27 protein-coding genes are annotated in these 26129 nt (G+C 72.7%); 19 read left to right on the top strand and 8 right to left on the bottom strand.

The genetic code is table 11. The features are described from left to right. Positions 1-29: 29 nt before the first annotated feature. Together JQX11_RS15950 and JQX11_RS15955 are read left to right on the top strand one after the other, a co-directional pair. Positions 30-1064 (top strand): FecCD family ABC transporter permease, encoded by a 1035-nt coding sequence (locus JQX11_RS15950; protein ID WP_204925971.1) that lies wholly within the window; start codon positions 30-32, stop codon positions 1062-1064. Continuing rightward, a complete protein-coding gene (locus JQX11_RS15955; protein ID WP_204925747.1) occupies positions 1061-1852 on the top strand; it encodes an ABC transporter ATP-binding protein in 792 nt (263 codons plus the stop codon). Before JQX11_RS15950 ends, JQX11_RS15955 begins: the two co-directional genes overlap by 4 nt. 18 nt (positions 1853-1870) lie before the next feature. Here the strand turns inward: JQX11_RS15955 and JQX11_RS15960 are convergent, their stop codons facing one another. The 6 genes from JQX11_RS15960 to JQX11_RS15985 all read right to left on the bottom strand — a co-directional run bounded on the left by JQX11_RS15960 (position 1871) and on the right by JQX11_RS15985 (position 7547). Beyond that, positions 1871-2632: a VOC family protein gene (locus tag JQX11_RS15960; RefSeq protein WP_204925748.1), complete on the bottom strand. Its 762-nt coding sequence runs from the start codon at positions 2630-2632 to the stop codon at positions 1871-1873. 92 nt (positions 2633-2724) lie between these two features. Beyond that, entirely contained in the window at positions 2725-3462 is a 738-nt protein-coding gene (locus JQX11_RS15965) for an ABC transporter permease (protein ID WP_204925749.1), read from the bottom strand. 12 nt (positions 3463-3474) lie between these two features. After that, a complete protein-coding gene (locus tag JQX11_RS15970; protein ID WP_204925750.1) occupies positions 3475-4383 on the bottom strand; it encodes an ABC transporter ATP-binding protein in 909 nt (302 codons plus the stop codon). Continuing rightward, positions 4380-4691, bottom strand: a complete 312-nt coding sequence (locus JQX11_RS15975) for a winged helix-turn-helix domain-containing protein (protein ID WP_088646174.1) — start codon at positions 4689-4691, stop codon at positions 4380-4382. The genes JQX11_RS15970 and JQX11_RS15975 overlap by 4 nt, the downstream gene beginning before the upstream one ends. Next, positions 4688-5314, bottom strand: coding sequence for a transporter (locus tag JQX11_RS15980; protein WP_204925751.1), 627 nt, complete (start codon positions 5312-5314; stop codon positions 4688-4690). The genes JQX11_RS15975 and JQX11_RS15980 overlap by 4 nt, the downstream gene beginning before the upstream one ends. 130 nt (positions 5315-5444) lie before the next feature. Next, positions 5445-7547, bottom strand: coding sequence for a HelD family protein (locus JQX11_RS15985; RefSeq protein WP_504739413.1), 2103 nt, complete (start codon positions 7545-7547; stop codon positions 5445-5447). Between the two features lie 309 nt (positions 7548-7856). Here JQX11_RS15985 and JQX11_RS15990 point away from each other — a divergent pair, with 309 nt between their 5' ends. The 3 genes from JQX11_RS15990 to JQX11_RS16000 all read left to right on the top strand — a co-directional run bounded on the left by JQX11_RS15990 (position 7857) and on the right by JQX11_RS16000 (position 10841). After that, the gene (locus JQX11_RS15990) at positions 7857-8438 is read left to right on the top strand and encodes an ArsR/SmtB family transcription factor (RefSeq protein WP_204925753.1); all 582 of its coding nucleotides are present in this window, start codon (positions 7857-7859) and stop codon (positions 8436-8438) included. Between the two features lie 75 nt (positions 8439-8513). Continuing rightward, entirely contained in the window at positions 8514-9956 is a 1443-nt protein-coding gene (locus tag JQX11_RS15995) for an MFS transporter (RefSeq protein ID WP_204925754.1), read from the top strand. Between the two features lie 33 nt (positions 9957-9989). Then, the gene (locus JQX11_RS16000) at positions 9990-10841 is read left to right on the top strand and encodes a menaquinone biosynthetic enzyme MqnA/MqnD family protein (RefSeq protein WP_204925755.1); all 852 of its coding nucleotides are present in this window, start codon (positions 9990-9992) and stop codon (positions 10839-10841) included. A gap of 96 nt (positions 10842-10937) precedes the next feature. On the opposite strand, the gene JQX11_RS16005 is transcribed toward JQX11_RS16000, so the two are convergent. Further along, on the bottom strand, positions 10938-11888 hold the full coding sequence (locus tag JQX11_RS16005) for a hypothetical protein (protein ID WP_204925756.1): 951 nt from the start codon (positions 11886-11888) through the stop codon (positions 10938-10940). Further along, positions 11888-12871, bottom strand: a complete 984-nt coding sequence (locus JQX11_RS16010) for a hypothetical protein (protein ID WP_204925757.1) — start codon at positions 12869-12871, stop codon at positions 11888-11890. The genes JQX11_RS16005 and JQX11_RS16010 overlap by 1 nt, the downstream gene beginning before the upstream one ends. A 368-nt stretch (positions 12872-13239) precedes the next feature. On the opposite strand from JQX11_RS16010, the gene paaA reads away from it, so the two are divergent. The 14 genes from paaA (at position 13240) to JQX11_RS16080 (ending at position 26018) form a co-directional block, all read left to right on the top strand. Beyond that, on the top strand, positions 13240-14325 hold the full coding sequence (gene paaA / locus JQX11_RS16015; RefSeq protein ID WP_204925758.1) for a 1,2-phenylacetyl-CoA epoxidase subunit PaaA: 1086 nt from the start codon (positions 13240-13242) through the stop codon (positions 14323-14325). Further along, on the top strand, positions 14322-14633 hold the full coding sequence (gene paaB / locus JQX11_RS16020; protein ID WP_204925759.1) for a 1,2-phenylacetyl-CoA epoxidase subunit PaaB: 312 nt from the start codon (positions 14322-14324) through the stop codon (positions 14631-14633). Before paaA ends, paaB begins: the two co-directional genes overlap by 4 nt. Next, positions 14630-15355: a 1,2-phenylacetyl-CoA epoxidase subunit PaaC gene (gene paaC / locus JQX11_RS16025; protein ID WP_204925760.1), complete on the top strand. Its 726-nt coding sequence runs from the start codon at positions 14630-14632 to the stop codon at positions 15353-15355. The genes paaB and paaC overlap by 4 nt, the downstream gene beginning before the upstream one ends. Before the next feature lie 25 nt (positions 15356-15380). Then, entirely contained in the window at positions 15381-15857 is a 477-nt protein-coding gene (gene paaD / locus JQX11_RS16030; RefSeq protein ID WP_204925761.1) for a 1,2-phenylacetyl-CoA epoxidase subunit PaaD, read from the top strand. After that, entirely contained in the window at positions 15854-16996 is a 1143-nt protein-coding gene (gene paaE, locus JQX11_RS16035) for a 1,2-phenylacetyl-CoA epoxidase subunit PaaE (RefSeq protein WP_204925762.1), read from the top strand. Before paaD ends, paaE begins: the two co-directional genes overlap by 4 nt. Positions 16997-17199: 203 nt before the next feature. Further along, positions 17200-18390, top strand: coding sequence for a cyclic dehypoxanthinyl futalosine synthase (gene mqnC / locus JQX11_RS16040; protein WP_204925763.1), 1191 nt, complete (start codon positions 17200-17202; stop codon positions 18388-18390). A gap of 490 nt (positions 18391-18880) precedes the next feature. Next, entirely contained in the window at positions 18881-20128 is a 1248-nt protein-coding gene (locus JQX11_RS16045; RefSeq protein WP_204925764.1) for an LPXTG cell wall anchor domain-containing protein, read from the top strand. Between the two features lie 178 nt (positions 20129-20306). Continuing rightward, complete coding sequence (locus tag JQX11_RS16050) at positions 20307-21017, top strand: demethylmenaquinone methyltransferase (RefSeq protein ID WP_204925765.1); 711 nt, start codon at positions 20307-20309, stop codon at positions 21015-21017. Positions 21018-21084: 67 nt separating this feature from the next. After that, a complete protein-coding gene (locus JQX11_RS16055) occupies positions 21085-21306 on the top strand; it encodes a hypothetical protein (RefSeq protein ID WP_204925766.1) in 222 nt (73 codons plus the stop codon). A gap of 135 nt (positions 21307-21441) precedes the next feature. Further along, the gene (locus JQX11_RS16060) at positions 21442-22716 is read left to right on the top strand and encodes a geranylgeranyl reductase family protein (protein WP_204925767.1); all 1275 of its coding nucleotides are present in this window, start codon (positions 21442-21444) and stop codon (positions 22714-22716) included. Between the two features lie 135 nt (positions 22717-22851). After that, positions 22852-23217 carry an NADH-quinone oxidoreductase subunit A gene (locus JQX11_RS16065; protein WP_067300536.1) on the top strand — a complete coding sequence of 122 codons (366 nt, stop codon included), beginning with the start codon at positions 22852-22854 and terminating at the stop codon, positions 23215-23217. Between the two features lie 14 nt (positions 23218-23231). After that, entirely contained in the window at positions 23232-23909 is a 678-nt protein-coding gene (locus tag JQX11_RS16070) for a NuoB/complex I 20 kDa subunit family protein (protein WP_088646158.1), read from the top strand. Continuing rightward, entirely contained in the window at positions 23906-24637 is a 732-nt protein-coding gene (locus JQX11_RS16075) for an NADH-quinone oxidoreductase subunit C (RefSeq protein WP_204925768.1), read from the top strand. The genes JQX11_RS16070 and JQX11_RS16075 overlap by 4 nt, the downstream gene beginning before the upstream one ends. 55 nt (positions 24638-24692) lie before the next feature. Next, positions 24693-26018, top strand: coding sequence for an NADH-quinone oxidoreductase subunit D (locus JQX11_RS16080; RefSeq protein ID WP_204925769.1), 1326 nt, complete (start codon positions 24693-24695; stop codon positions 26016-26018). Positions 26019-26129 lie beyond the last annotated feature (111 nt).

Here is a 26129-nt window from a genome sequence, read left to right on the forward strand (position 1 = left end):
GCGTCACCGGTACGCCCCGGCCGGCCGGCCTGCGCAAGCGCTGGCTCGCCGCCGGGGTGCTCGCCGTGCTGGTGGCGCTGGTCGCCGGGGTGTCCCTCGGGCCGGTCAGCCTGCCGCCCGGCAGCGTCGCCGCCGAACTGCTCAACCTGCTGCCCGGGGTACGCCTGGACAGCGGGCTCACCGAACGCGAGATCGCGATCGTCACCGAGCTGCGGCTGCCCCGGGTGGTGCTCGGCCTGCTCGTCGGCGGTCTGCTCGCCCTGGCCGGCGGCTGCTACCAGGGGGTGTTCCGCAACCCGCTGGCCGACCCGTACCTGCTGGGGGTGGCGGCCGGCGCGGGGTTCGCGGTGACCGCGGTGATCACGCTGGGCGGCGTCGGGGCGGGCGGGGCGTTGACCGGGATGCCGGTCACCATTCCGCTCGCCGCGTTCGTCGGCTCGCTCGGTGCGGTCGCCCTGACGTACCTGCTCGGGGCGGCCGGCGGTCGGGACCGTTCCCCGGCCACCCTGATCCTGGCCGGGGTCGCGGTGTCCGCGTTCCTCGCCGCCGGGCAGACGTACCTGCTGCAACGGCACTCCGACAGCATCCAGCAGGTCTACTCCTGGCTGCTCGGCCGGCTAGGCACCGCCGGCTGGGGTGACGTGCGGCTGATCCTGCCGTACTTCGTGCTGACCACCGTGGTGGTGCTGCTGCACCGGCGGGAACTCGACGTGCTCTCCGTCGGCGACGACGAGGCGAGCGGCCTCGGGCTGCACCCGCAACGCTCCCGCTACCTGCTGATCGCCGCCGCCTCGCTGGGGACCGCCGCGGCGGTCTCCGCCTCGGGGCTGATCGGCTTCGTCGGGATCATCGTGCCGCACACCGTACGGCTGCTGGCCGGGTCGAGCCACCGGGTGATCCTGCCGCTGTCGCTGCTCTTCGGCGCGGCGTTCCTGGCGCTGACCGACGTGGTCGCCCGGACCGCCGCCGCCCCCGCCGAGATCCCGATCGGCGTGGTCACCGCCCTGCTCGGCGGCCCGTTCTTCGTCCTGGTCCTGCGCACCGCCCGCCGGGTATTTCCATGAGTGCGCCGGCGGTGCAGGTGCGGGGGCTGCACGTGCGGCTCGGTGGGGAGGTGATCCTGGCCGGCGTCGACCTGACGGTCGCCGCGGGCGAGTGGGTCACCGTGATCGGGCCGAACGGCGCCGGCAAGTCGACCCTGCTGCGCGCCGTCGGCGGCCTGCTGCCCGCCCCGGAGGCGGTCTCCCTCTTCGGTACGCCGTCCGGCGCACTGCGTCGCCGGGAGCGGGCCCGGGTGGTGGCGACGGTGGCGCAGTCCCCGGTGGTGCCGGCGGGGATGTCGGTGTTCGACTACGTCCTGTTGGGGCGTACCCCGTACATCGCGCCGCTGGGCCGGGAGTCGGCGGCCGACCTGGCGGTCGTGCACGACGTCCTCGACCGGCTGGACCTGACCGGGTTCCACGGGCGGGAGCTGGCCACCCTGTCCGGTGGGGAGCGGCAGCGGGTGTTCCTGGCCCGTGCCCTCGCCCAGGGCGCCACCCTGCTGCTGCTGGACGAGCCGACCAGCGCGCTGGACATCGGTCACCAGCAGGAGGTGCTGGAGCTGGTCGACCAGCTCCGCCGGACGCACGGCCTCACCGTGCTCGCCACCATGCACGACCTCTCCGTCGCCGGCGAGTACGCCGACCGGATGGTGCTGCTCGCCGACGGCCGGGTCGTCGCGGCGGGCCCGCCCGATGAGGTGCTCACCGAGGAGTTGCTGTCCCGCCACTACCGGGCCCGGGTCCGGGTCGTCCCCGGCGACCACGGCCCGCTGGTGGTGCCCAGCCGCCCCGGCCCGCCGCGTCCCTGACCTGCGGCGTCATCGTCGTCAGGTGGGGTCGGTGGCGGGGCGGAGCAGGGAGAACCGGGCACCTCCGGGGTCGCGCAGGGTGCTCCGGCGGCCCAGCAGGGTGTCCCGGGGCGGGGTGAGGATGGTGCCGCCGAGGGTGGTGGCGCGGGCGGCGGTCGCGTCCACGTCGGCCACCGCGAAGAACACCGACCAGTACGCCGCCCGCGCCGGGCCGGGGGTGGGCAGCATCCCGGCCACGATCCGGGCCCCGCACCGCCAGCCGGTGTAGCCGGGTCCTCCGGCGGGTTGTTCCTCCGGGTGCCAGCCGAAGACCAGTTCGTAGAAGACCTTCGCGCCCTCCGGGTCGGGGCTGACCAGCTCGTTCCAGCACATCGCCCCGGGGGCGTCGAGCAGTTCCGCGCCGGGGGTCCGCATCGGTTGCCAGACGCTGAACACCGCGCCGGCCGGGTCGGCGAAGACCGCCATCCGGCCGGCGTGCAGGACGTCGAACGGGGTGACCAGCACCTGCCCGCCGGCCGCCTCGACCCGGGTGGTGACCAGGTCGGCGTCGTCGGTCGCCACGTACGTCGACCAGACCGGCGCGCGGCCCGGCTCGGCCGGTGGGCCGGCGCCCGCCACCGCCCGGCCGTCCCGGTGGAAGGTGGTGTAGCCGGCCCGCTCGGGTTCGGGTGCGATCCGGCCGGTCCAGCCGAACAGCTCCGGGTAGAACCGCCGGGCGGCGTCCAGGTCGGCGGTCGCCAGGTCGGTCCAGCAGGGCGTACCCGCGGCGACGGTGCGCACGTCGACCCCTCTCGGCTGTGGGGCGTACGGGTGGACGCCCTGCCGGCATCGTGGCACCGGGCGGCGGCCACCGGGCCGAACCGGCGCACAGGTCAACTGAACCGGCGACCCTCGTCCCGGCGGTACGCCCAGCCGGAGACCGTGGCGAGCAGCACGATCCAGACCCCGAGCATGGCCAGGGCGAGCGGGTCGGGCCGCCAGTCGCCGACCGCCGCCCACATCAGCTCGACCGCGCCCCGGGTGGGCAGGAAGGGGGCAATCGTCTGGATGAAGCCGGGCGCGTCGCCCGGCGCGGAGAGCAGGCCGCCGCCGAAGGCCAGCGGGAAGAAGATGACCTGCGCGACGACGATCGCCGCCTTGCTCGGCAGCGAGTAGCCGATGGCGAGCCCCAGCAGGGTGAACGGCACCGACACCACGGCCACGGTGGCCGCGCCGAGCAGCAGCCCGACCGGGGTGACCCGGGCGGCCGTGGCGACCGCCGCGATGACCACGACGGGCAGCATCGACAGGTACGTCAGCACCAGCCCGGCCAGGATCCGCCCGGCCAGCCGGGGTCCCGGCCCGGCCGGCAGGGTCCGGGTGTACGGGTTCCACGGCTGGTCGCGGTCCTCGGCGACGCCGACGCCGTACTGGAAGATGTTGGCGCTCATCACCGCGAAGGTGACCATCGCGGCGGTGGCGTAGGTGGCGCCGGTCGGGTCGTCCCCGGCGAACGGGACGACGAAGAAGAGCATCGCGGCGGCGGGGAAGAACGCGCTGCCGACCACGGCGACGGGGATGCGGAGGGTCTCCAGGAGCTGGTAGCGGGCGTGGACCAGGGTGAGCGGCACGGCGTCGACTCCTCAGGCGGTGGGTCGGGCGCCGACGGCGGCGCTCGTGGTGGTGGCCGGGTCGGCGGTGATGGCGAGGAACGCCTCTTCCAGCGAGGTGGGGCGGACCTCCAGCTCGCGGAACGTCACCCCGGCGGTGACCAGGTCGCGGACCAGTTGGTCGGCGTCGGTGGTGAGCAGGTGGGTACGCCCCTCGGTGTGTTCGGTGGCGACCACGCCCGGCAGCGCGGGCAGGTCGTCGGCGACGAGGCTGACCCGGCGGACGCCGACGATGCCCCTGATCGCGTCGGTGCTGTCGTCGGCGAGCACCCGGCCCTGCCCGAGCACCACGACCCGCTGCGCCAACGCTTCGACCTCTTCGAGGTAGTGGCTGCTCAGCAGCACCGTCCCGCCGTCGGCGTGGAACGACCGGATGGCCTCCCACAGGGTGTGCCGGGCCTCGACGTCCAGCCCGGTGGTCGGCTCGTCGAGGACGACCAGCCGGGGCCGGCCGACGAACGCCAGCGCGACGGCGAGCCGACGCCGCTGCCCGCCGGAGAGCCCGCCGGTCTGCCGTCGCACCTGGTCGGTGAGGCCGAACCGGTCGAGCAGTTCACCCCGGGGCACCGGGTCTGGGTAGTGCGCGGAGACGAAGTCGACCACCTCGCCGACCCGGAGGGTGCCGGGCAGGCCGGTCTCCTGCGGGGTGACCCCGAGTTGTTGTCGGGACGCCGGCCGGCGGGGGTCGCCGCCGAAGAGTTCGACCCGCCCGGCGGTGGGGCGGCGCAGGCCGACCAGCAGGTTGATCAGGGTGCTCTTGCCGGCGCCGTTCGGCCCGAGCAGGCCGACGAGTTCGCCGGTGGAGACGGTCAGGTCGGCCCGGTCGAGGGCGAGGACGTCGCCGTACCGGCGGGTGGCCTGGTCGGCATGGGCGAGGATCATCGGGGCTCCCGGGGGTCGGCGGGGTCGAGCAGGGCGCGGATGTTCTCGGTGTACTCCTCGAACGCCCGCCGTCCGCGCCGGCTGAGCCGGACCAGGGTGGTCGGGGTGCGTCCGCGGTGGGTTTTGTCGATCTCGACGTAGCCGGCGTCCTCCAGCTTGCGCAGGTGGACGGAGAGGTTGCCGGCGGTCATCGCGAGCAGTTCCTGCAGGCGGGGGAAGGTGATCCGGTCGCCGTCGGCGAGGGTGGCCAGGGTGACCACCACCCGCAGCCGGGCCTGGGCGTGGATGACCGGGTCGAGTTCGCTCATCCGTGCCGCCGTCGGGCGAGCGCGCCGGCCACCAGCAGTCCGCCGCCGCCGGCGACCGACACCACCAGGGCGTGCCAGCCGGGGCCGGCGACGACACCGACGATGTTGACGACGGTGAGCCAGACGCCGAGGCGGTACAGGGTGCGGTCGAGCCAGATCGCGCCGCCGGCCATGTGCAGTGCACCGGTCAGCCCCACCGACAGCGCCGACCAGAGCAGCCCGGCGAGGTCGGACGGAAGGCTGTCGGTGACCCGACCGATCACCACGGACAGGCCGAAGAACCCGAGGCCCCAGGCTGTGCCGTACCACCTGCCGCGCAGGGCCGACTCGCCGGCGACGTGCCGGTAGGCGCGCGCGCTGCCCACCCCGAAGACCACGGCGGCGGCGACGAGCAGCACGAAGAGCACGGTCAGCGGCAGCCAGGCGGGCATCGGGACGATGGTGCGGCCGTCGGGGGAGAACCGCAGGAAGTAGACCCCGAAGCCGATCAGCCAGGCGAACCCCCACGGCCAGTAGTGCACCCGTGGGTCGGGTTCGAGCCGGCGGACGGTGCTGGCCCGTTGCTCGCGGATCAGCCGCATCGCGGCGGCGGCGTCGATGGGGGCGTCGTCTTCGGGGGTCATGCAAACTACTTTAAAACACAAAGTCGAGTCGCCGGTCGTCCGGGTCGGCCACCGGACAGCAGGGCCCGACCCGACAACGTTCGGTGGGGCCGTCCAGCGCAGATGCGGTCAGGCCGACGTGCAGGTGCGGTCAGGCCGGCGTCGGGCCGTCCGGCGGGTCGGCCAGCGGGGCGGGCAGCGGGGCGGTGTGCAGCACCGACAACCGCGACACCGCGCGGGTCAACGCCACATAGAGGCGGTGCAGGCCACGCGGCTCGGCGGCCACGATCGCGGCCGGCTCGACCACCACCACATGGTCGTACTCCAGGCCCTTGACCAGGGTCGCGGGGACGACGGTGACCCGCGCCGAGACCGCCACGTCGTCGGCGGTCGCGGTCGGCACCCCGGCGTCGGCGAGCGCCGCCCGCAGCCCGTCCACCGCGTCGTCGGCGGCGATCACCCCGACCGAACCGTCGTGCCCGAGCGCCGCGCGTACCTCGGCCACCGTCGCCGCCACCAGGTCGGTCACGGTACGCACGTCGAGCGCACCGTCGCGGCGCAGTGACACCGCCGGTGGTACGTCGACCGCCAGCGCCGGCAGCAGCCGGTTGGCGAACGCGACCACCGCGGCGGGCACCCGGAACCCGACGCTCAGCGGCACCACCACCGCGTCCGGCTTGCCCAGGTGGGCCAGGGACTCCCGCCAGTCGCTCGCCGCCCACGGCGCGGTGCCCTGGGCCAGGTCGCCGAGCAGGGTGATCGAACCGTGCTCGCTGCGCCGGGCGATGGCCCGGCACTGCATCGGCGAGAGATCCTGCGCCTCGTCCACGACGACGTGCCCGAAGCCGGCGGGCCGTTCGATCAGCCCGGCCGCCTCGTCGATCAGCACCGTGTCGGCGGCGGTCCACCGGGTCGCCTTCGGCGTCCGGCCGAGCTTCGTGCCCGCCGCGCCGGCCCCCGACCGGCTCCTGACCGGCCTGGCACCGGTCGGGTCGGTGCCGGTCGGATCGGTGGGCGTCGCATTGCCGCGCAGCAGGGCCTGCTCGTCGGCGGTGAGCAGGCCCTCGGCGGCGGCGGCGAGGACGGCCGGGTCGCCGAGCACCGAGTGCACCAGGCCCTCCGGGGTGAGCGCCGGCCAGGCCGCGTCGAGGAAGGCGGTCACCGGGCGGGCCCTGCCCATCCGGCGCAGCCAGGCGTCGCCAGGCGACTCGGCCCGGCGGGCCTCGGCCTGGCGCTGCAACAACCCGACCACCCGGGCCCGGACCCGCTCCCGCCCGGTGTCGTACGGCAGGCCCTCCCGCCGCGTCTCCTCGATCACCCGGTGCAGCGGCTCCAGCCCGATCCGCCAACGGAACGACCCGTCCGACACCATGATCGGCTCGGTCGGCGCGGTGATCCGCTGGTCCGCCGCCCGACGCAGCACCCCGGCCATCCGGGGATCGTGCTTGAGGGCGGCGACCGCCGGATCGTCGACCGCCGGATCGTCGACCGCCCGGACGGGCACCCGGGCGACCAGGTCCTCCACGGTGGCCTGGGCCACCTCGACCTCGCCGAGGGCGGGCAGCACCGCCGCGATGTACGACAGGAACGCCCGGTTCGGGCCGACGATCAGCACCCCGGCCTTGCGCAGCCGCTCCCGGTGCAGGTAGAGCAGGTACGCGGCGCGGTGCAGCCCGACCGCCGTCTTGCCGGTGCCCGGCGCTCCCTGGACGCAGATCGAGTCGGCCAGGTCCGCCCGGACCAGTTCGTCCTGCTCGGGCTGGATGGTCGCGACGATGTCCCGCATCGGCCCGACCCGGGGGCGTTCGATCTCGGCGGTGAGGATGCGGCTGGCCGTGCCCAGCTCCTCACCCCGGTCCAGGTGCTCGTCCTCGAAGCTGGTCAGCGTTCCGGCGTTGAACCCGAACCGCCGTCGTACCGCGATGCCCTGCGGGTCCCGGGCGCTGGCCCGGTAGAACGAGCGGGAGACCGGGGCCCGCCAGTCCAGCACCAGTGGTTCGCCCCGGTCGTCGGTGACGTGCCGCCGGCCGACGTGGTAGCCGCGCCCGGCGTGCTCCGGGTCGGCGGGGCCGAAGTCCAGGCGGCCGAAGAAGAGCGCGGTGGTCGGGTCGTCGGCCAGCTCGGCGACCCGTCGGGCCAGGTGCCGGCCGAGCTGCTCGGCGGTGTACGCGTCCCCGGCGACCTTGTCACCGGTGGCGAAGAGCGACTCGGCGCGGTCGCGCATCCGGCGCAGGGCGAGTCGGGAGGTCTCCAGGTGGGCCTGCTCGGTGCTGAGTTCCGTTTCGAGGTGGGTGGGTGCCGGGTCTGCTGGTACGGGGCGGCTTCTGCCGCGTTCGTCGGTTGCGGGCACGGTGATCCTCTTCGGCGGTCTCGATCGGCTCGCCCGCGTATCCAGGACAGGTCCCTGGCGCGTGGGGACGTCCGCTGCGGTGGCTACCTCACCACGGCCGTCGAGCGGTCAATCAGCCTACGCGCCGTCCAGCCCCCGTCTCCACCTGATTCCCCGCCCCGGTGTGGCGGCCGGTTGCTGGCCGGGGTCCCGGGCAGGCGGGATCATGGGGTCATGACCGAGCCGCACCCCGAGCCGCGCCGGATGACGATCAGCGACCCGCAGGTGATGAGGGCGCTGGCCCACCCGGCCCGGATCGCCATCATGGAGCACCTGAGCACCCGGGCGGGGGGCGGGACGGCCACCGAGTTGGCCGAGATCGCCGGGCTGTCGCCGAGCGCGACCAGCTACCACCTGCGGGCGTTGGCGAAGTTCGGCCTGGTCGAGCAGGCGCCCAGCCGGGGCGACGCGCGGGAACGGGTGTGGCGCACGTTCAGCCAGAGTTGGCTGGTCGAGGCCGGGCAGGGGGCCGGCCCGGAGGCGCGGGCCGCCGAACAGGCCCTGGTCGAGGCGCACTCGGCCCGGGACGCCGAGCGGATGCGGACGTGGCTGCGGCACGCTGCCGACGAGCCCGCCGAGTGGTATGGCGGTGCCCTGTTCAGTGACTCGTTGTTGCTGCTCACCGCCGAGGAACTGGCCGGGCTGAACGACGCGGTGATGGCGTTGTTCGAGCCGTACCGGCAGCGGAACCGGTTGGCCGACCCGCCGGCGGACGCCCGGACGGTCGCGGCCCAGTACCGCACGATCCCCCTCTAGGCCCGGCCGGAACCGGGCACCGGTCGGCCGGGGCGGGGCTTGCCGTATCCAGTTGTGAAGGATTATTTTCGAAGTATGTCCTTCACAACTGACGGGTCGCGCTGGTCCGACGTCTGGATCGCCGCCACCGCCCGCGGCACCACGATGTGCGGGGACTTCCTCGCCGCCACCGCCCTGGCGCTGGCTCTCCAGTCCGCCGGGGCGAGCGGCCTGGCCGTCTCCGGGCTGCTGCTGGCGGCCACCCTGCCGCTGGTGCTGTGCGCGCCGCTGGCCGGTCGGCTCGCCGACCGGGTCGACAGCCGTACCCTGCTGGTCACCGTCGGGTCGATCCAGGCGGTGATCTGCGTCCTGCTCGCCTTCGCCACGCAACCGGCGGTCGTCATCGGGCTGGTCGCCCTGCTCGCCTGCGGGCTCGCCGTCACCCAGCCCTGCCTGGCGGCGCTGCTGCCGGCGATGGTCCGCCCCGGCGACCTGCCCCGGGCCAGCGCCGTCAGCCAGACCGCCGGCTCACTCGGCGCCCTCGCCGGACCGGTGCTCGCCGGGCTGCTGGTCGGGGAGTTCGGCACCCGCGTACCGCTGCTGTTGGACGCCGTCAGCTACCTGGCGCTGGTCGGCGCGGGTCTGGCGTTGCGCACCCGGCGGGGCGGCCGGCGGACGGTGACCGCGACGGTCGGCACCGGTCCCGCCCCGGCCTGGCGGCTGCGCGCGGACCCGCTGATGCTGGCCCTGGTGGTCAGCACGGCGGCGGTGATCACCGCGATCGGCGGCATCAACGTGATCGAGGTGTTCTTCATCCGGGAGACGCTGGACTCCTCGGCCACCGTCTACGGCCTGGTCGGGGCCGCGTGGATGGCCGGCATGCTGCCCGGCAGCTGGCTGGCCGCCCGGGTGGCCCGCCGGCTCACCGACGACGGCGCACTCGTCCACGGGGTGCTCGCCACGCTCGCCGGGTGCAGCCTGGTGGTGGTGCTCGCGGCGACCGTCCCGACGGCGGCGCTGCTGGTGCCGCTCTGGCTGATCGGCGGTGCGGCCAACGGCGGTGACAACGTCTTCGCCACCGTGTTGACCGCCCGGCGCGTGCCCGAGCCGCTGCGGGCCCGCGCGTACGCCGTCATCGGCGCGGCGGTCCAGGGCGGCTCGATGGCCGGCTACCTGCTCGGCGGCGCGCTGCTGGCGGTGCTCCCACCGCGCCCGCTGATCGCCGCCGCCGGGGTCGCCGGCCTGCTGGTGGTGCTGGCGTTCGTGCCGGTGGTCACCCGGGCGGTGCGTCACTCCCGCTCCGGCCCGCGCACACCGACGCGGACCGGGGACGGGCCGCCGCTGTCGGAGGCCGCCGGACCGCCCCCGGTCGGGCACCCGGGGTCGGTGCCGGCCGGGGACGCGGACCCGTCGCGGGCCGGGGAGGGTGGGACGGTGCCGGGGGACACCGGGGCCGTGGTTGCCGGCCCGTCGGTCGGGGCAGGCCCTGCGACGAGGGAAGACGGTGCGGGGTTGACCACTGTCCGGGCCTCCCGGTGAGCCGGTACGGGCCGGCGGGGATACGGTCGGGGCATGGTTGAGCGTGTGGCACGTCCCCGGGTCGGGCACATCCAGTTCCTGAACTGCCTGCCGATCTACTGGGGGCTGATGCGTTCCGGCGCGCTGCTCGACGTCGACCTGCACAAGGATTCGCCGGACCGGCTCAGTGCGGCGTTGGTCGCCGGTGACCTGGACATCGGCCCGATCTCCCAGGTGGAATACCTGCGGCACGCCGACGAGCTGCTGCTCCTGCCCGGCCTGGCGGTGGGCAGCGATGGGCCGGTGCTCTCGGTCAACGTGGTCTCCACCCGGCCGCTGGCCGAGCTGGACGGCCGACGGGTCGCGCTCGGCTCGACCTCGCGGACCGGGGTGCTGCTGGCCCAGCTCCTGCTCGCCGACCGGTACGGCGTCCACCCGGAGTACTTCCGCTGCCCGCCGGACCTGACCCAGATGCTGCTGGAGGCCGACGCCGGGGTGCTGATCGGTGACGTGGCGCTGCGCGCCCTCTACGAGGCACCGGGTCGGGGGCTCGCGGTGACCGACCTCGGTCAGGCGTGGCGGGAGTGGACCGGGCTGCCGATGGTGTTCGCCGTCTGGGCGGTCCGCCGGGACTTCGCCGCCGCCCACCCGGGCCTGATCAAGGAGGTGCACGAGGCGTTCCTGCGTTCCCGTGACCTGTGCCTGGCCGAGCTGGACCAGGTGGCGGAGGCGGCGGCCCGCTGGGAGCCGTTCGACGCGGCGACGCTGGCCACGTACTTCCGTGCCCTCGACTTCTCGTTGGGTGAGCGGCAGGTCGCCGGCCTGCGCGAGTTCGCCCGCCGCGCGGCGGCGACCGGCGAAGCTCCCGCCCTGCCCGAGGACGGTCCGGAGTTCTTCGCCGGCTGACCCAGCCGGTGGTGTGGCGATGTAGCGGTATCCCCGGCCGTGGATACCGCTACATCGGCGATCCGGAGTCGATCAACCCGGAGCCGATCAACCCGGTCAGGTGCTGGGGCCGAGCAACGCCTCGGTGATCTTCTGGCAGTTCTTCATGCCGTACTCGTAGCCCATGTTGATCGGGTAGCGGACCATCACGCCCATCGTCCAGGTGTCACCGATGGCCAGGCAGTTGATGTGCATCTCCTGCTCGCGGGTCCGGTCGATCCAGCCGTTCTTGATCGCGATCTTCTTCTGCTGGGCCGCCGGGAACGCCTTGCGGATGCCGAAGTCACCCGACCCCCGGACCAGCCGCATCTCGTTGATCAGCCACTTGGTCCAGGTCGGGCCGGCGGCGCGACCGTCGGCGATGCAGTTGCCGAGCCGGGCGGCGTCGCGGGGGGAGAGGTTGGTCCGGCTCCAGCCTCCGTCGTCGGCCACGCTGCTGTCGGTGAGCTTGCACAGCGAGAGCAGCCGCTTGATCGAGGCGGACCGGCCGACCCCGTTGTAGAACTGCTCGGCCCGGGTGTTGTCGCTGTCCCGGATGATCCGGGTGGCGTCGGCGAGCTTGGCGTCGCTCGGGGTCTGCCCGTTCTCGGCCGCCCGGCGCAGGTAGTCGGCGACGATCCACGACTTGATCAGTGAGGCGGTGGTGCTGGTCTCGGCCATGTTGTCCGAGCCGATGATCGTGCCGGTGCGGCGGTCCAGCACGCTCCAGGCGTACCAGCCCTTGATGTCGAGGTCGATTTCCCGGTCCGCGAAGGGCAGCGGCGCGAGCGACGGGGTCGGCGACGGTGCCGGGGTCGGCCGGCTACGGCGGTCGACGGCCGACCCGGTGGACCGGGACGCGGTGGACGCGTCACCCCAGCGCGAGGCGGCGGTGGACTCCATCGGCGAGCCGGGGAGCAGCCGCAGCGAGACCAGCACGAGGCCGGTGAGGACCGCCGCGACCGCGACGATCTTCAGCGGGCGGTGGTCCCGACGGGCGGAGCGGCCGGGCCGCCGGCTGCCCGGCATCAGAGCTTCCCGATCGGCTGCGGCACCTTGAGCGCGGCGCCGGGCTGCGGGGTGACCAGTTGGGTGGCGACGCTGGCGCACACCTTGGCACCGTAGGTCAGCTGCTGGCGGACCGGGTAGCGCATCATCACGGCGAGGCTCCACTTGTCGGTGACGGCGAGGCAGCTGACGTGCCAGTTGCCGTCGTAGCTGAGGGGGGTCCAGCCGTTCTTCATCGCGACCGGGCCCTGCTTGGTGATCTCGTCGGGCAGGCCGTCGATGATGCCCCACCGGCCGCCGCCGGCGCGGGCCAGCTGCTTGCTCACGCTGCCCCGGACCTGGGCCATCTCGTTGAGCACCCACTTGGTCCAGTGGGGGCCGGCGGCCTTGCCGTCGGCGATGCAGTCACCGAGCCGGGCGGCGTCGCGGGGGGACATCCGGGTGAAGCTCCACCAGCCCTCGTAGCCGGGGACGTTGCCGGGCTTGGTGTCCTTGAGGCCGCAGATGTCGATCGCCCGCTTGAGCACCGGGCCGGGCCGGCCGTTGTCCAGCGCCCGGTACGAGCCGCCCGACTTCGCGTAGATCCGGTTGGTGGCGTCGTCGTTGCTGTCCCGGATGGCCAGGCTCGCGTTCTTCAACATCGATGCCGGCGGTTTCTGGTCGCCGAGCTCGCGCAGGTAGTCGGAGACGATCCAGACCTTGAGCATCGATTCGGTGGAGCTGGTCGAGGTCATGTTCTTCGAGCCGGAGACCTGACCGGTCTTGCGGTCCTGCAGGGCCCAGGCGAAGAACTCCCCCTTGAAGGTCACCGAGACCGGGCCGTCGGCCAGGGTGGGCGCCGGAGGCGCGGTCGGCGCGGGCGCGGGCACCTTCTCCGCCGTGCCGCCGCCGGTGCCGCCGGTCGGGTCGTCGCCGGCGAGCTTGGCGTACGCGGTCGGCACCAGCAGGCCGGTGCCGAGCAGCACCGCCGTAACGGCGAGCACCATGATCACGCGAGATCGCATGCGTGGGTGAACTCCAGATGTCAGGCCGGGGGGACCGGCTGCTTCCGCGGGTGTCGGCTCGACCGCCGAGGCCGGGGGAGTGGCCTGTGTCTCGCTGGCGATCGTCGGTAGCCGATCGGTGGTGACCGGGGAAGTCTACGTCCGGACAGCCGACTCGCCAGAATCCGACGCACGGCAAACTGCCGGTAAGTCGAGATATAGGCACGGTTTGTGCCCCTTGTGGGTATTCATCTTTGATCAGTGACCCAAGTCATATCCGAGGAGGTGTCCTGGTGTCGACCGAGCGCATCCGCCTGGTAACGGAAGCCGCTACTCAAATCCTGTTACACCCTCTGGTGTCAGGGGAGGCGAGCTGTAACACTTGACGAATGTATGGCAACGACTTCGCCCCGGAGCAGGACACGCCCGGTGGTGGCCTGCTCGGTCAGGTCGAGGCCGCCGAGGCGGCGTTGCGCGAGGCGGCGGCCCGCGCCCGGGAGGGCACCCCCACGCCCGGCGCGGACCCGGCGGCGTACTTCGCCGACGTGATCGACGCCGACCAGAAGATCGAACCCCGCGACTGGATGCCCGACGCCTACCGTCGGACGCTCGTCCGGCAGATCGCCCAGCACGCCCACTCCGAGATCATCGGCATGCAGCCCGAGGGGAACTGGATCAGCCGCGCCCCCTCGCTCAAGCGCAAGGCCATCCTGCTGGCCAAGGTGCAGGACGAGGCCGGCCACGGCCTCTACCTCTACGCCGCCGCCGAGACCCTCGGCGTCAGCCGCGACGAGCTGGTCGAGCTGCTGCTCGACGGTCGGCAGAAGTACAGCTCGATCTTCAACTACCCCACCCTCACCTGGGCCGACGTGGGTGCGATCGGTTGGCTGGTGGACGGCGCGGCGATCGTCAACCAGGTCCCGCTGTGCCGCTGCTCCTACGGGCCGTACGCGCGGGCGATGATCCGGGTCTGCAAGGAGGAGTCGTTCCACCAGCGGCAGGGCTACGAGATCCTGCACACCCTCGCGCACGGCACCCCGGCCCAGCGGGCGATGGCGCAGGACGCGCTCGACCGCTGGTGGTACCCGTCACTGGCGATGTTCGGCCCGCCGGACGGTGACTCCACCCACTCCGCGCAGTCGATGGCCTGGAAGATCAAACGGTTCTCCAACGACGAGCTGCGGCAGCGCTTCGTCGACATGTGCGTGCAGCAGGCGGAGGTGCTCGGCCTCCGCATCCCCGACCCCGACCTGCGCTGGAACGAGACGCGGCAGGCGTACGACTTCACCCAGCCCGACTACGACGAGCTGATGCGGGTGATCTCCGGTGAGGGCCCCTGCAACCGGCAACGGATGGAACACCGGCGACGGGCCCACGCCGACGGCGCGTGGGTGCGCGAGGCCGCCACCGCGTACGCCGCGAAGCGGGCCGCGCAGAGCCGGGCCACGGACCAGCGGGAGAAGGTGGCCGCGTGAGCGAGCAGAACGAACCGCCCCGGGCGGCGGTGACCTCGCCGCTGTGGGAGGTCTTCGTCCGGGCCCGACGTGGTCTGTCCCACACCCACGTCGGCAGCCTGCACGCCCCCGACGCCGAGCTGGCCCTGCGCAACGCCCGGGACCTCTACACCCGGCGGCAGGAGGGCGTCTCCATCTGGGTGGTGCCGGCCGGTGCGATCACCGCGTCCAGCCCCGACGAGAAGGACGCCTTCTTCGACCCGGCCGCCGACAAGGTCTACCGCCACCCCACCTTCTACGAGGTGCCGGACGGGGTGGCCCACCTGTGAACGGCCCCTTCGACTTCACCCTCGCCCTCGGCGACGACGCGCTGGTGGCCGCCCAGCGGCTCGGCGAGTGGGCCACCCGCGCGCCCGAGATGGAAGAGGACATCGCGCTGGCCAACATCGCCCTCGACCAGCTCGGCGCCGCCCGCCTGCTGCTGTCGTACGCGGGGGAGCTGGAAGGTGCCGGCCGGGACGAGGACGCGTTGGCGTACCTGCGCGACGACCGGGAGTTCCGCAACTGCCTGCTGGTCGAGCTGCCCAACGGCGACTTCGCGGTGACCATGGTGAAACTGCTGCTGCTCGCGGCGTACCAGGTGCCGCTCTACACCGCGCTGGCCGGCTGCCCCGACGAGCGGCTCGCCGCGATCGGCGCGAAGGCGCGCAAGGAGTCCGCCTACCACCTGGACCACTCCGCGCTGTGGGTGAAGCGGCTCGGCGACGGCACCGACGAGTCGCACCGCCGCGCCCAGGCCGCGCTGGACCAGCTCTGGCCGTACCACCACGAGCTGTTCACGGCGGACCCGGCGGCCCCGGTCGACCCGGCCACCCTGCGGGCCGACTTCGACGCCGTGGTGCACCCGGTGCTCGCCGAGGCCACCCTGACCCGGCCGGAGACCGGCTGGACGCCGGGCGGCGGTCGCGACGGCGTGCACACCGAGCACCTGTCCTTCCTGCTGGCCGAGATGCAGGTGCTGCACCGCGCCCACCCCGGGGCGCGGTGGTGAGCGGGTCGGGCCGGGGACGGCGGCGGTGACCGACCCCAGGACGGCCGTCGCGGCGGTGGTGGACCCGGAGATCCGGGTGATCACCATCGACGAGCTGGGCATCCTGCGGGCGGTCGACGAGGACCCGGCCACCGGGCGGGTGGTCGTCACGATCACCCCCACCTACACCGGCTGCCCCGCCATGGACGTGATCCGGGACGACATCCGGCGGGCGCTCGCGGTCGCCGGGCACCCCGACGCCGAGGTCCGCACGGTCTTCAGCCCCGCCTGGAGCACCGACTGGATCTCCGCCGACGGCCGGGCCAAGCTCGCCGCCGCCGGCATCGCCCCGCCCGCCCCGCGCGGCGACGGCACGGCGGTGCCGGTGACCCTGGCCGTGCGCTGCCCGCGCTGCGGGTCGCCGGAGACCGCACAGCTCAGCCGGTTCGGCTCCACCGCGTGCAAGGCGCTGTGGCGCTGCCGGTCCTGTTCCGAACCCTTCGACCACCTGAAGGCGCTGTGACTGTCACGATCTCCCGCCCGGTCCGTCGCCGGCCGGTCTTCCACCCGCTTGCGGTCGCCGCCGTGGACCGGCTCACCGACGACGCCGTGGCGATCACCTTCGCGGTGCCCGAGGAGCTGCGGGCGACCTTCGCGTTCTCCGCCGGCCAGCACCTGACCGTACGGCTGCCCGCGCCGCCGTCGGACGCGGCCGGCACCGGCGGCGGGCCCGGGGCCGGTGCGGACGTGCGGCGGTCGTACTCGATCTGCTCGACGCCGGACGACCTGGCCCGGCACGGCCGGCTGCGGATCGGGGTGCGGGAGATCCCCGGCGGCGCTTTCTCCAGCTACGCCTGCGGCGCGCTGCGGCACGGCGACACCGTCGACGTGCTGCCCCCGCTGGGGCACTTCACCAGCGCGTTCGCGCCGGACCGGGTGCGGCACTACGGCGCGGTGGCCGCCGGTTCCGGCATCACCCCGGTGCTCGCGCTGGCCGCGACCGCCCTGGCCGTCGAGCCGGCCAGCACCTTCACCCTGGTGTACGGCAACCGCACGGCCGGCACGGTGATGTTCGCCGAGGAGCTGGCCGACCTGAAGGACCGCTACCCGACCCGGCTGCACCTGGTGCACGTGCTGTCCCGGGAGCCGGGCGAGTCGCCGCTGCTGTCCGGCCGGATCGACGTCGACCGGCTGACCCGGCTGCTGGACACCATCGTGCCCGGCGACGCGATCGCCGAGTGGTTCCTCTGCGGCCCCTACCAGTTGGTGCTGGACGCGAAGGCGGTGCTGACCGGCCGGGGCCTGCCCGAGTCGGCGGTGCACACCGAGCTGTTCCACGTCGACACCCCACCGGAGCCGGTCCGCCGCAGCGGCGAGTCGACCGGCGGCGCGGAAGTGACCATCGTGCTGGACGGCCGGTCGTCCCGGTTCACCATGGGCCGCGACGAGCGGGTGCTGGACGCGGCGCTGAAGGTGCGCGGCGAGCTGCCGTACGCGTGCAAGGGTGGGGTCTGCTCGACCTGCCGGGCGAAGGTGGTCTCCGGCGAGGTGACGATGGCCCGCAACTACGCCCTGGAGCCGGACGAGGTGGCCGCCGGGTACGTGTTGACCTGCCAGTCCAGCCCCGTCACCGACACCCTGACTGTCGACTACGACGGGTAGCGTCGTCGGCCGCGTCCCGCCCCGGCCGGCGGGTCTGGGCGGGTGAGGGGTGGGGATGCGTGATCACATTGCTGTTTCGCGCATCTTCGTCGGCGTGTCTTCTCCCTTTTCGCAATTGGATCTTGAGTTGTGTCGGTGCGGGACGCGTCACGGTCGACGCACCACCGGAGGGTGGGACGGCGGTCCGGCGTACGCTCGGTGGTGTGACGAGTAGCCGGGAGATCGACGACATCCTGCAGCGCGGCGCGGACGGCGGGCGGATCACGCCCGAGGAGGCGCTGCTGCTCTACACCGAGGCGCCCTTCCACGCCTTGGGCGAGGCGGCGGACGCGGTACGCCGGCGGCGCTACCCGGACAACATCGTCACCTACCTGATCGACCGCAACATCAACTACACCAACGTCTGCGTGACGGCGTGCAAGTTCTGCGCCTTCTACCGGGCCCCCAAGCACGCCGAGGGCTGGACCCACCCGACCGAGGAGATCCTGCGTCGTTGCGGCGAGGCGGTCGAGTTGGGCGCCACCCAGGTCATGCTCCAGGGCGGCCACCACCCGGACTACGGCGTGGAGTACTACGAGGAGCTGTTCTCCTCGGTCAAGGCGGCGTACCCGCAGCTCGCGATCCACTCGATCGGGCCGAGCGAGATCCTGCACATGGCGAAGGTCTCCGGCGTCAGCCTGGACGAGGCCATCGCCCGGATCAAGGCCGCCGGGCTGGACTCGATCGCCGGCGCCGGGGCCGAGATGCTGCCGGACCGCCCGCGTAAGGCGATCGCCCCGCTCAAGGAGTCCGGCGCGCGCTGGCTGGAGGTCATGGAGCTGGCCCACCGGCAGGGCCTGGAGTCCACCGCCACGATGATGATGGGCACCGGCGAGACCAACGCCGAGCGGATCGAGCACCTGCGGATGATCCGCGACGTGCAGGACCGCACCCGGGGGTTCCGGGCGTTCATCCCGTGGACGTACCAGCCGGAGAACAACCACCTCAAGGGCCGCACCCAGGCCACCACCCTGGAGTACCTGCGCCTGGTGGCGGTGGCCCGGCTGTTCTTCGAGACCGTGCCGCACCTGCAGGCGTCCTGGCTGACCACCGGCAAGGACGTCGGGCAGCTCGCCCTGCACATGGGCGTCGACGACCTCGGTTCGATCATGCTGGAGGAGAACGTCATCTCCTCGGCCGGCGCGCGGCACCGGTCCAACCTGCACGAGCTGATCGGCATGATCCGCTCGGCGGACCGGATCCCCGCCCAGCGGGACACCCTCTACCGTCGGCTCGCGGTGCACCACACCCCCGCCGACGACCCGACCGACGAGCGGGTGGTGTCGCACTTCTCCTCGATCGCGATGCCCGGCGGTGGTGCCGGCCGTACGCTGCCGCTCGTCGAGGCCCGGTGAGCTGCCCCGACCGTCACCCCGAGTAACTGGTCGGGTCGTTGCGGTGACTGGCTGAACGGGTCCGGGTGTCGGCCCGGGGGATATTCGTGGTCGCCGTTCGGCCGAGGCGGTGCGGGACCAGCCCCCACAAGACGCGGCAATTGGGGCGGCGAGCGGCACGCTGGGCGTATATCCCGCTCCCGGCGCTGCGGCGCGGGGGTTGGCGTCGCGTGGCGGTGCCCGCTAACGTGCGCCCGACGTACCTCCGCTGACCGCCTGCGGCGAGCGGATGACGAGTGTCGTACGTCCTCCATCGGCCCGGGAGGGCCGTTCATATAAAACGGGGGCGGGACGGGTGACCGTCCCGCCCCCGCTCCTCCTCCGTTCGGCCCCGTCTCGGACGAAATCGCACGTCACGGCTGGCGTACCGACGTCGATCTCGGATAACGTCCGCTCGGTTCGCCACATCAGCCCCACCTTTCCCAGCAGTCCCTAGCCCCCCGGGGGATCGATGACTCTGTTCCACCGCTCGGCCCTGGCCCGCCTCGGCGCCGTGGCCCTGCTCGCCGTCGGTGGCCTGGCCACCGTCGCCGCCCCGGCCAGCGCCGCCGACCAGGCGCAGCTCGACCTCGTGCCGCTCAGCTCCCAGCTGGCCCTGGGCGTCAAGGAGGCCAAGGCCAAGCCGTTCAAGTTCTCCGTGCAGAACGTCCGTGGCACGGTCGACGCCAAGGACGTGAAGGTCACCGTCGAGACCGCGGGCCTGAGGCCCAACAAGGTAGGGGTGCTCGTGCCGGACGGCTGCGCCGTCAGCGGCACCGCCTTCACCTGCTCCCTGTCCGACCTGGGGGGCACCACCGACGACATCGCCGCCGGCACCACCGAGGAGTTCGGCATCCCGCTGTTCGGCACCGACACGCGCGGCAAAGGTGGCGTGCTGAAGGTGACCGTGAGCGGGTCCAACACCACCTCGGACTCGGTCGACCACGACATCATGGTGGTCAAGCCCGGCTACGACCTGACCACCTGGGTGCAGGACGTCTACGCCGACGTGGTGGTCGACGGTGACGAGGCCGGCGAGAGCGGGCTGACCGGCGTCAAGCCCGGCGGGACCGCCCCGCTGGACTGGGCGGTCTACAACGGCGGCAGCCGTCGGGCCACCGGCATCTTCTACGGCATCGCCCTGCCGGACGGCGCCAGCTTCGTCGACCTGCCGGAGAGCTGCGTCACGCAGGACCTGGGCGGCGTGGTGGCGTACTGCGAGGACAGCGGCGCGGTGCTGCGGCCGGGCGAGTTCTACACCGCCGACGTACGGGTGAAGGTCGGCACGGGCGTCACCGAGAAGGTGCTCACCCCGGGCGTCCTGTTCGCCGCCGGGCTGACCGAGGCCGAGGGCACCCCGGAGGAGGAGCCGCAGGTCGCCAGCAAGGCGCAGCGCAAGGTCTTCACCGAGACCGACGACGGTGACAACACCTCGCTGTTCGACGTGTTCGTCGACCTGAGCACCGGCCCGAGCCCGAGCCCGACCGCTGAGCCGAGCCCGAGCACCAGCGGTCAGCCGAGCCCGAGCACCAGCGTCAGCCCGACGACCGGTGGTGGCACCGGTGGCGGCGACGGCGGTCTGCCGGTGACCGGCGCACAGGCCACCCTGATCGGTGGCATCGGTGCCGTCGTGCTGCTCGCGGGCGGCGCGCTGCTGATGCTCGCCCGTCGGCGTCGGCTGGTGCTGGTGGCACCGGGCGACGAGAAGCCGCGGAGCTGACCGGAGGCAGGTCTTCCGTACCACGGCAGGACGGCGGGCGGGGTGGTCATCCACCCCGCCCGCCGCGCGTCCGTCCCACCCCCGCGCCGGCAGGCCGCCGGCCGACCCGACCCGGGTCGGGTCGGGTCGGGTCGGACCCAGCGGTGGATGGGTGGGGTCAGGCTGGCAGAGTGGAGGGGTGAGTCGCACCCCGCAGGGCCAGCGCGCCGGCCTGGACAAGTCGCCACCCGAGGTCGCCGCGATGTTCGACGGGGTGGCCGCCCGTTACGACCTGACCAACACGGTCCTGTCCTTCGGGCAGGACCGGTCGTGGCGACGGGCCACCCGGGCGGCGCTCGGGCTGCTCCCCGGTGAGCGGGTGCTGGACGTGGGCGCCGGCACCGGGGTGTCGACGCAGGAGTTGGCCCGCTCCGGGGCGTACGCGGTGGGCGTGGACCTGTCGCAGGGCATGCTGCGGGCCGGCCGGCGGGTCCGGCCGGAGGTGCCGCTGCTGGCCGGGGACGCGCTGCGGCTGCCCTTCGCCGACGCCTCCTTCGACGCGGTGACGATCTCCTTCGCCCTGCGCAACGTCAACGACCCCGATGCGGCGCTGCGGGAGCTGGCCCGGGTGACCCGGCCGGGGGGCCGGCTGGTGGTCTGCGAGTTCAGCACGCCGGTGAACCAGGCATTCCGGACGGTCTACCTGTCGTACCTGATGCGGTCGTTGCCCACGGTGGCCCGGACGGTGTCCAGCAACCCCGACGCGTACGTCTACCTGGCCGAGTCGATCCGGGCCTGGCCGGACCAGGCGGCGCTGGCGGCGCGGGTCGGCGCGGCCGGTTGGGGCCGGGTGGCGTGGCGCAACCTGACCGGCGGGGTGGTGGCCCTGCACCGGGCCGTCCGGACGTGACCGAGGGTGAACGTCCTCTTTCCCTGATGTCCGCCTTTGGTGGTTTTTGCGGGGTAAGCTCCCCGGCATGACCGGAGTAGTGCCCACCGACCCGACGGCCCTCGGCGACGACGATGCCGCCGAGCTGGTCGCCCAGCTCAGAGAGTTGGCCGGCGCGGACCCGACCGAGGTCCGTCAGGTGGTGGCCGAGGTGCTGGGTGCCCTCGACCGGGCGGCCGGCGGAGCGCTGCGTGACCACCTGCCGGCGGCGATCCGGCCCGAGGACGGGCTCGACGTCGCCCGGCACTGAGGGACGAACCCACCCCGACCGGCATGTTTCCAGGAAGTTAGGTACCCCTCACCCGGCAGCGGAGTAACCACGGTCATAGACTCCAACCCGATCGGGCTTGTGAAGCATTTCACGAGCGTGCGGGAGGAGGCGCAGATGACTTCGGTGGAGAACGACGCCGACGTGATCGTGGTGGGCGCCGGTCCCGGCGGATCGGCGACGGCGTACCACCTGGCGCGGCACGGCGTACGCGTGCTGCTGCTGGAGAAGACCGAGTTCCCCCGCGAGAAGGTGTGCGGGGACGGGCTCACCCCCCGGGCGACCCGGCAGCTCATCCGGATGGGCGTGGACACCTCGCCCGAGGCCGGCTGGCTGCACAACAAGGGCCTGCGGGTGATCGGCGGCGGGGTACGCCTCGAACTGGACTGGCCCGACCTGGCCAGCTTCCCCAACTACGGCCTGGTCCGCACCCGGCTGGACTTCGACGACCTGCTCGCCCAGCGGGCGGTCTCCGCCGGTGCCGAGCTGCGGACCAACGTCAACGTCATCGGCCCGGTGCTCGACGGCGACGACCGGGTGGTCGGGGTGACCGCCGAGGTCGGCCCCGACCGGGAGCCGGCCACCTTCCACGCCCCGCTGGTGGTCGCCGCGGACGGCGTCTCCGGCCGGTTCCCGCTCGCCCTCGGCCTGGCCAAGCGGGAGGACCGGCCGATCGGGGTGGCCGTGCGGCGTTACTACCGCTCGCCGGCCAAGCACGACGACGACTACCTGGAGTCCTGGCTGGAGCTGCGCAGCAAGGACAGCGACGCGCTGCTGCCCGGCTACGGCTGGATTTTCGGCCTCGGTGACGGCCGGGTCAACGTCGGCCTCGGCGTGCTCAACTCCTCCTCCGCGTTCGGCAAGACGAACTACCGGCGGCTGCTCACCGACTGGCTGGCCAACACCCCGGCGGACTGGGGGATGACCGACGAGGCGAACGCCGACGGCCCGATCCTCGGCGCGGCGCTGCCGATGGGCTTCAACCGGGTGCCGCACTACACCCGGGGGGTCCTGCTGGTCGGCGACTCCGGCGGCATGGTCAACCCGTTCAACGGCGAGGGCATCGCGTACGCCATGGAGTCCGGCGAGCTGGCCGCCGAGGTCATCGTGCAGGCGCTGGCCCGGCCGGCCGGCCCGGAGCGGGAGCGGGCGCTGACCGCGTACCCGCAGGAGCTGAAGGCCCGGTTCGGTGGCTATTACCGGCTCGGCGGGATCTTCGTCAAGCTGATCGGCCGGCCCGAGGTGATGCGGATGGCGACCAAGCACGGCATGCCGCACCCGATGCTGATGCGCTTCGTGCTCAAGCTGCTGGCCAACCTGACCGACCCGCGCGGCGGGGACGCGATGGACCGGGTCATCAACGCGATGACGAAGGCGGCCCCGGCCGTCTAGACCGACCCGCCCGAGGCCAACGGCGGTCGCGGGCGGGACAAGAGATCGACCCCCGCTGACGGACGTCACGGTGGACGTGAATAGTGTGAATTTTGTCAAGCACCTGGGGCAGGGGAAGGACGAGCAGGAGAAAAGATGTCGCTCTCGCCTTACGCACCGATCATCGGGCTGTTCGCCCTCGCCGCGGCGTTCTCGCTGTTCTCCGTGGCCGCCGCCCGCTTCGCCGGTCCCCGGCGCTACAACAAGGCCAAGCTCGAGGCGTACGAGTGTGGGATCGAGCCCAGCCCGCAGCCGGTGGGCGGGGGACGGTTCCCGATCAAGTTCTACCTGACGGCGATGCTCTTCATCGTCTTCGACATCGAGATCATCTTCCTCTACCCCTGGGCGGTCTCCTTCGACGCCCTGCCGATCTTCGGCTTCGTGGAGATGGTCCTGTTCATCGTCGCGGTCTTCGTCGCGTACGCCTACGTGTGGCGGCGCGGCGGGCTGGACTGGGACTGAGGGAGGAACGTCAGATGGGCATCGAGGAGAAACTCCCCGCCGGCGTCCTGCTCACCTCCGTGGAGAAGCTGGTCAACTGGTCGCGGAAGTCGTCCGTCTGGGGCGCCACCTTCGGCCTGGCCTGCTGCGCCATCGAGATGATGGCGGCCGGTGGCCCGCACTACGACATGGGCCGCTGGGGCATGGAGGTCTTCCGCGCCTCGCCGCGCCAGGCCGACCTGATGATCGTGGCCGGCCGGGTGAGCCAGAAGATGGCCCCGGTCCTGCGCCAGATCTACGACCAGATGGCCGAGCCCCGCTGGGTGCTCTCCATGGGCGTCTGCGCCAGCAGCGGCGGCATGTTCAACAACTACGCGATCGTCCAGGGCGTCGACCACGTCGTCCCGGTCGACATGTACCTGCCGGGCTGCCCGCCCCGCCCCGAGATGCTCATCGACGCGATCCTCAAGCTCCGCGAGAAGATCATGTACGAGCCGCTGGGCCCGAACGGCCGCAAGATGCAGGCGGCCCGCCTGGAGCGCGGCGACGTGCCCGTGGTGCCGTACGGCTCGATGCCGTCGTCGTACCGCAACGACAAGGCCCGCCGTGCCGAGTGGACGAAGGCCGTCCGCGAGGGGCGCGAGGAGCAGTTGCGGATCGAGAACTGGATGAACGCCCAGAACCACCTCCAGTCGCAGAGGGGCCCCAAGTGACCGACGACCGCACCAACGACGGCGGGGTGCCGGTACCGGTCACCCCGGCCGGTGCGACCAGCGGTGCTCCCGCCGAGCTGCCGCCGTCCAGCCCCGCCGGGCGTGGCATGTTCGGCATGCAGGGCACCGGCGACGTGTCCGGCTACGGCGGCCTGGTCCGCCACCGCACCCCGATCGAGGAGGCCCCCCGGCCGTACGGGGGCTACTTCGACGAGGTGCGCGACGCGCTGGAGGAGGCGTACCCGCAGTTCGGCGACGCGATCGAGAAGGTCGTCGTCGACCGGGGCGAGCTGACCCTGCACGTCCGCCCGGAGCGGATCGCCGAGGTGTGCCAGGTGATGCGGGACGACCTCGCGCTGCGCTTCGAGCTGTGCTCCTCGGTGTCCGGAGTGGACTACCTCGGTGCCGACGAGCGCCGGCTGCACGTGGTCTACCAGCTCACCTCGATGACCTACCGGCGTCGGGTCCGGCTGGAGGCGGCAGTCTCCGCCGAGCACCCGCACCTGCCCAGCGTCACCGCCGTCTACCCGACGGCCGACTGGCAGGAGCGCGAGGCGTACGACATGTTCGGGGTCATCTTCGACGGCCACCCCAACCTGACCCGGGTCCTGATGCCCGACGACTGGGAGGGCCACCCGCAGCGCAAGGACTACCCGCTCGGCGGCGTCCCCGTCGAGTACAAGGGTGCCGAGATCCCGCCGCCGGACCGCAGGAGGTCGTACCAGTGAGCGCGAGGAGTGCAGCGGAGCGGAGCCCCGCAGTCGCGAACGGAAGGCCGGTGCTGTGACCACGTCCAACTACGCGACCGAGCGGGAGACCACCGAGGGCCGGGTCTTCACCGTCACCGGTGGGGACTGGGACCAGGTCGTCTCCGGCACCGACCCGATCAACGACGAGCGGATCGTCGTGAACATGGGTCCGCAGCACCCGTCGACGCACGGCGTGCTCCGGCTGATCCTGGAGCTGGAGGGCGAGACGGTCCGCGAGGCCCGCTCGGTCGTCGGCTACCTGCACACCGGCATCGAGAAGAACCTGGAGTACCGCAACTGGGTACAGGGTTCGACGTTCGTGACCCGGATGGACTACCTCGCCCCGATCTTCAACGAGACGGCGTACAGCCTCGCGGTGGAGAAGCTGCTCGGCATCACCGACGACATCACCGAGCGGGCCACCACGATCCGCGTGCTGATGATGGAGCTGAACCGGATATCCTCGCACCTGGTCTGGCTGGCCACCACCGGCATGGAGCTGGGCGCGATCTCGATCATGCTGTACGGCTTCCGTGAGCGGGAGTACATCCTCGACATCTTCGAGACCATCACCGGCCTGCGGATGAACCACGCGTACGTCCGTCCGGGCGGGGTGGCGCAGGATGTCCCGGACGCCGCGATCGTCAAGATCCGCGAGTTCCTCGCGATGATGCCGAAGAAGCTCAAGGAGTACGAGGACCTCCTCTCCGGGCAGCCGATCTGGACCGAGCGCACCCAGGGCGTCGCGGTGCTCGACGTGACCGCCTGTGTCGCGCTCGGCGTCACCGGCCCGGTGCTGCGCTCCGCCGGCCTGGCCTGGGACCTGCGTAAGACCATGCCGTACTGCGGCTACGAGACGTACGAGTTCGACGTGCCGACCCACCCGGACGGCGACGTCTGGGGCCGCTACCTGGTCCGGCTCGCCGAGATCCGGGAGTCGCTCAAGCTGGTCGAGCAGGCGTTGGACCGGCTGCGGCCGGGGCCGGTGATGGTGGCCGACCGCAAGATCGCCTGGCCGGCGCAGCTCGCCATCGGCGTGGACGGCATGGGCAACTCGCTGGAGCACGTCGCCAAGATCATGGGTCAGTCGATGGAGTCGCTGATCCACCACTTCAAGCTGGTCACCGAGGGCTTCCGGGTCCCGCCGGGCCAGGTGTACGTCGGCATCGAGTCGCCCCGGGGCGAGCTGGGCGTGCACGCGGTCTCCGACGGTGGCACCCGGCCGTACCGGGTGCACTACCGGGAGCCGAGCTTCGTCAACCTCCAGGCCCTTCCGGCGATGGCCGAGGGCGGCCTGATCGCCGACGTGATCGCCGGTGGCGCCTCGCTGGACCCCGTGATGGGTGGTTGTGACCGGTGAGCGCGAGGAGTGCAGCGAAGCGGAGCCCCAGTCGCCCGCGCGAGGAGAGAGCGCAGCGAGCCCCGCAGTCGGGGGCCGAGGCATGCCCAGTCGCGAACGGAAGGCGACTCT

The organism is Micromonospora humida (assembly GCF_016901255.1).
Taxonomy (GTDB): domain Bacteria; phylum Actinomycetota; class Actinomycetes; order Mycobacteriales; family Micromonosporaceae; genus Micromonospora; species Micromonospora wenchangensis.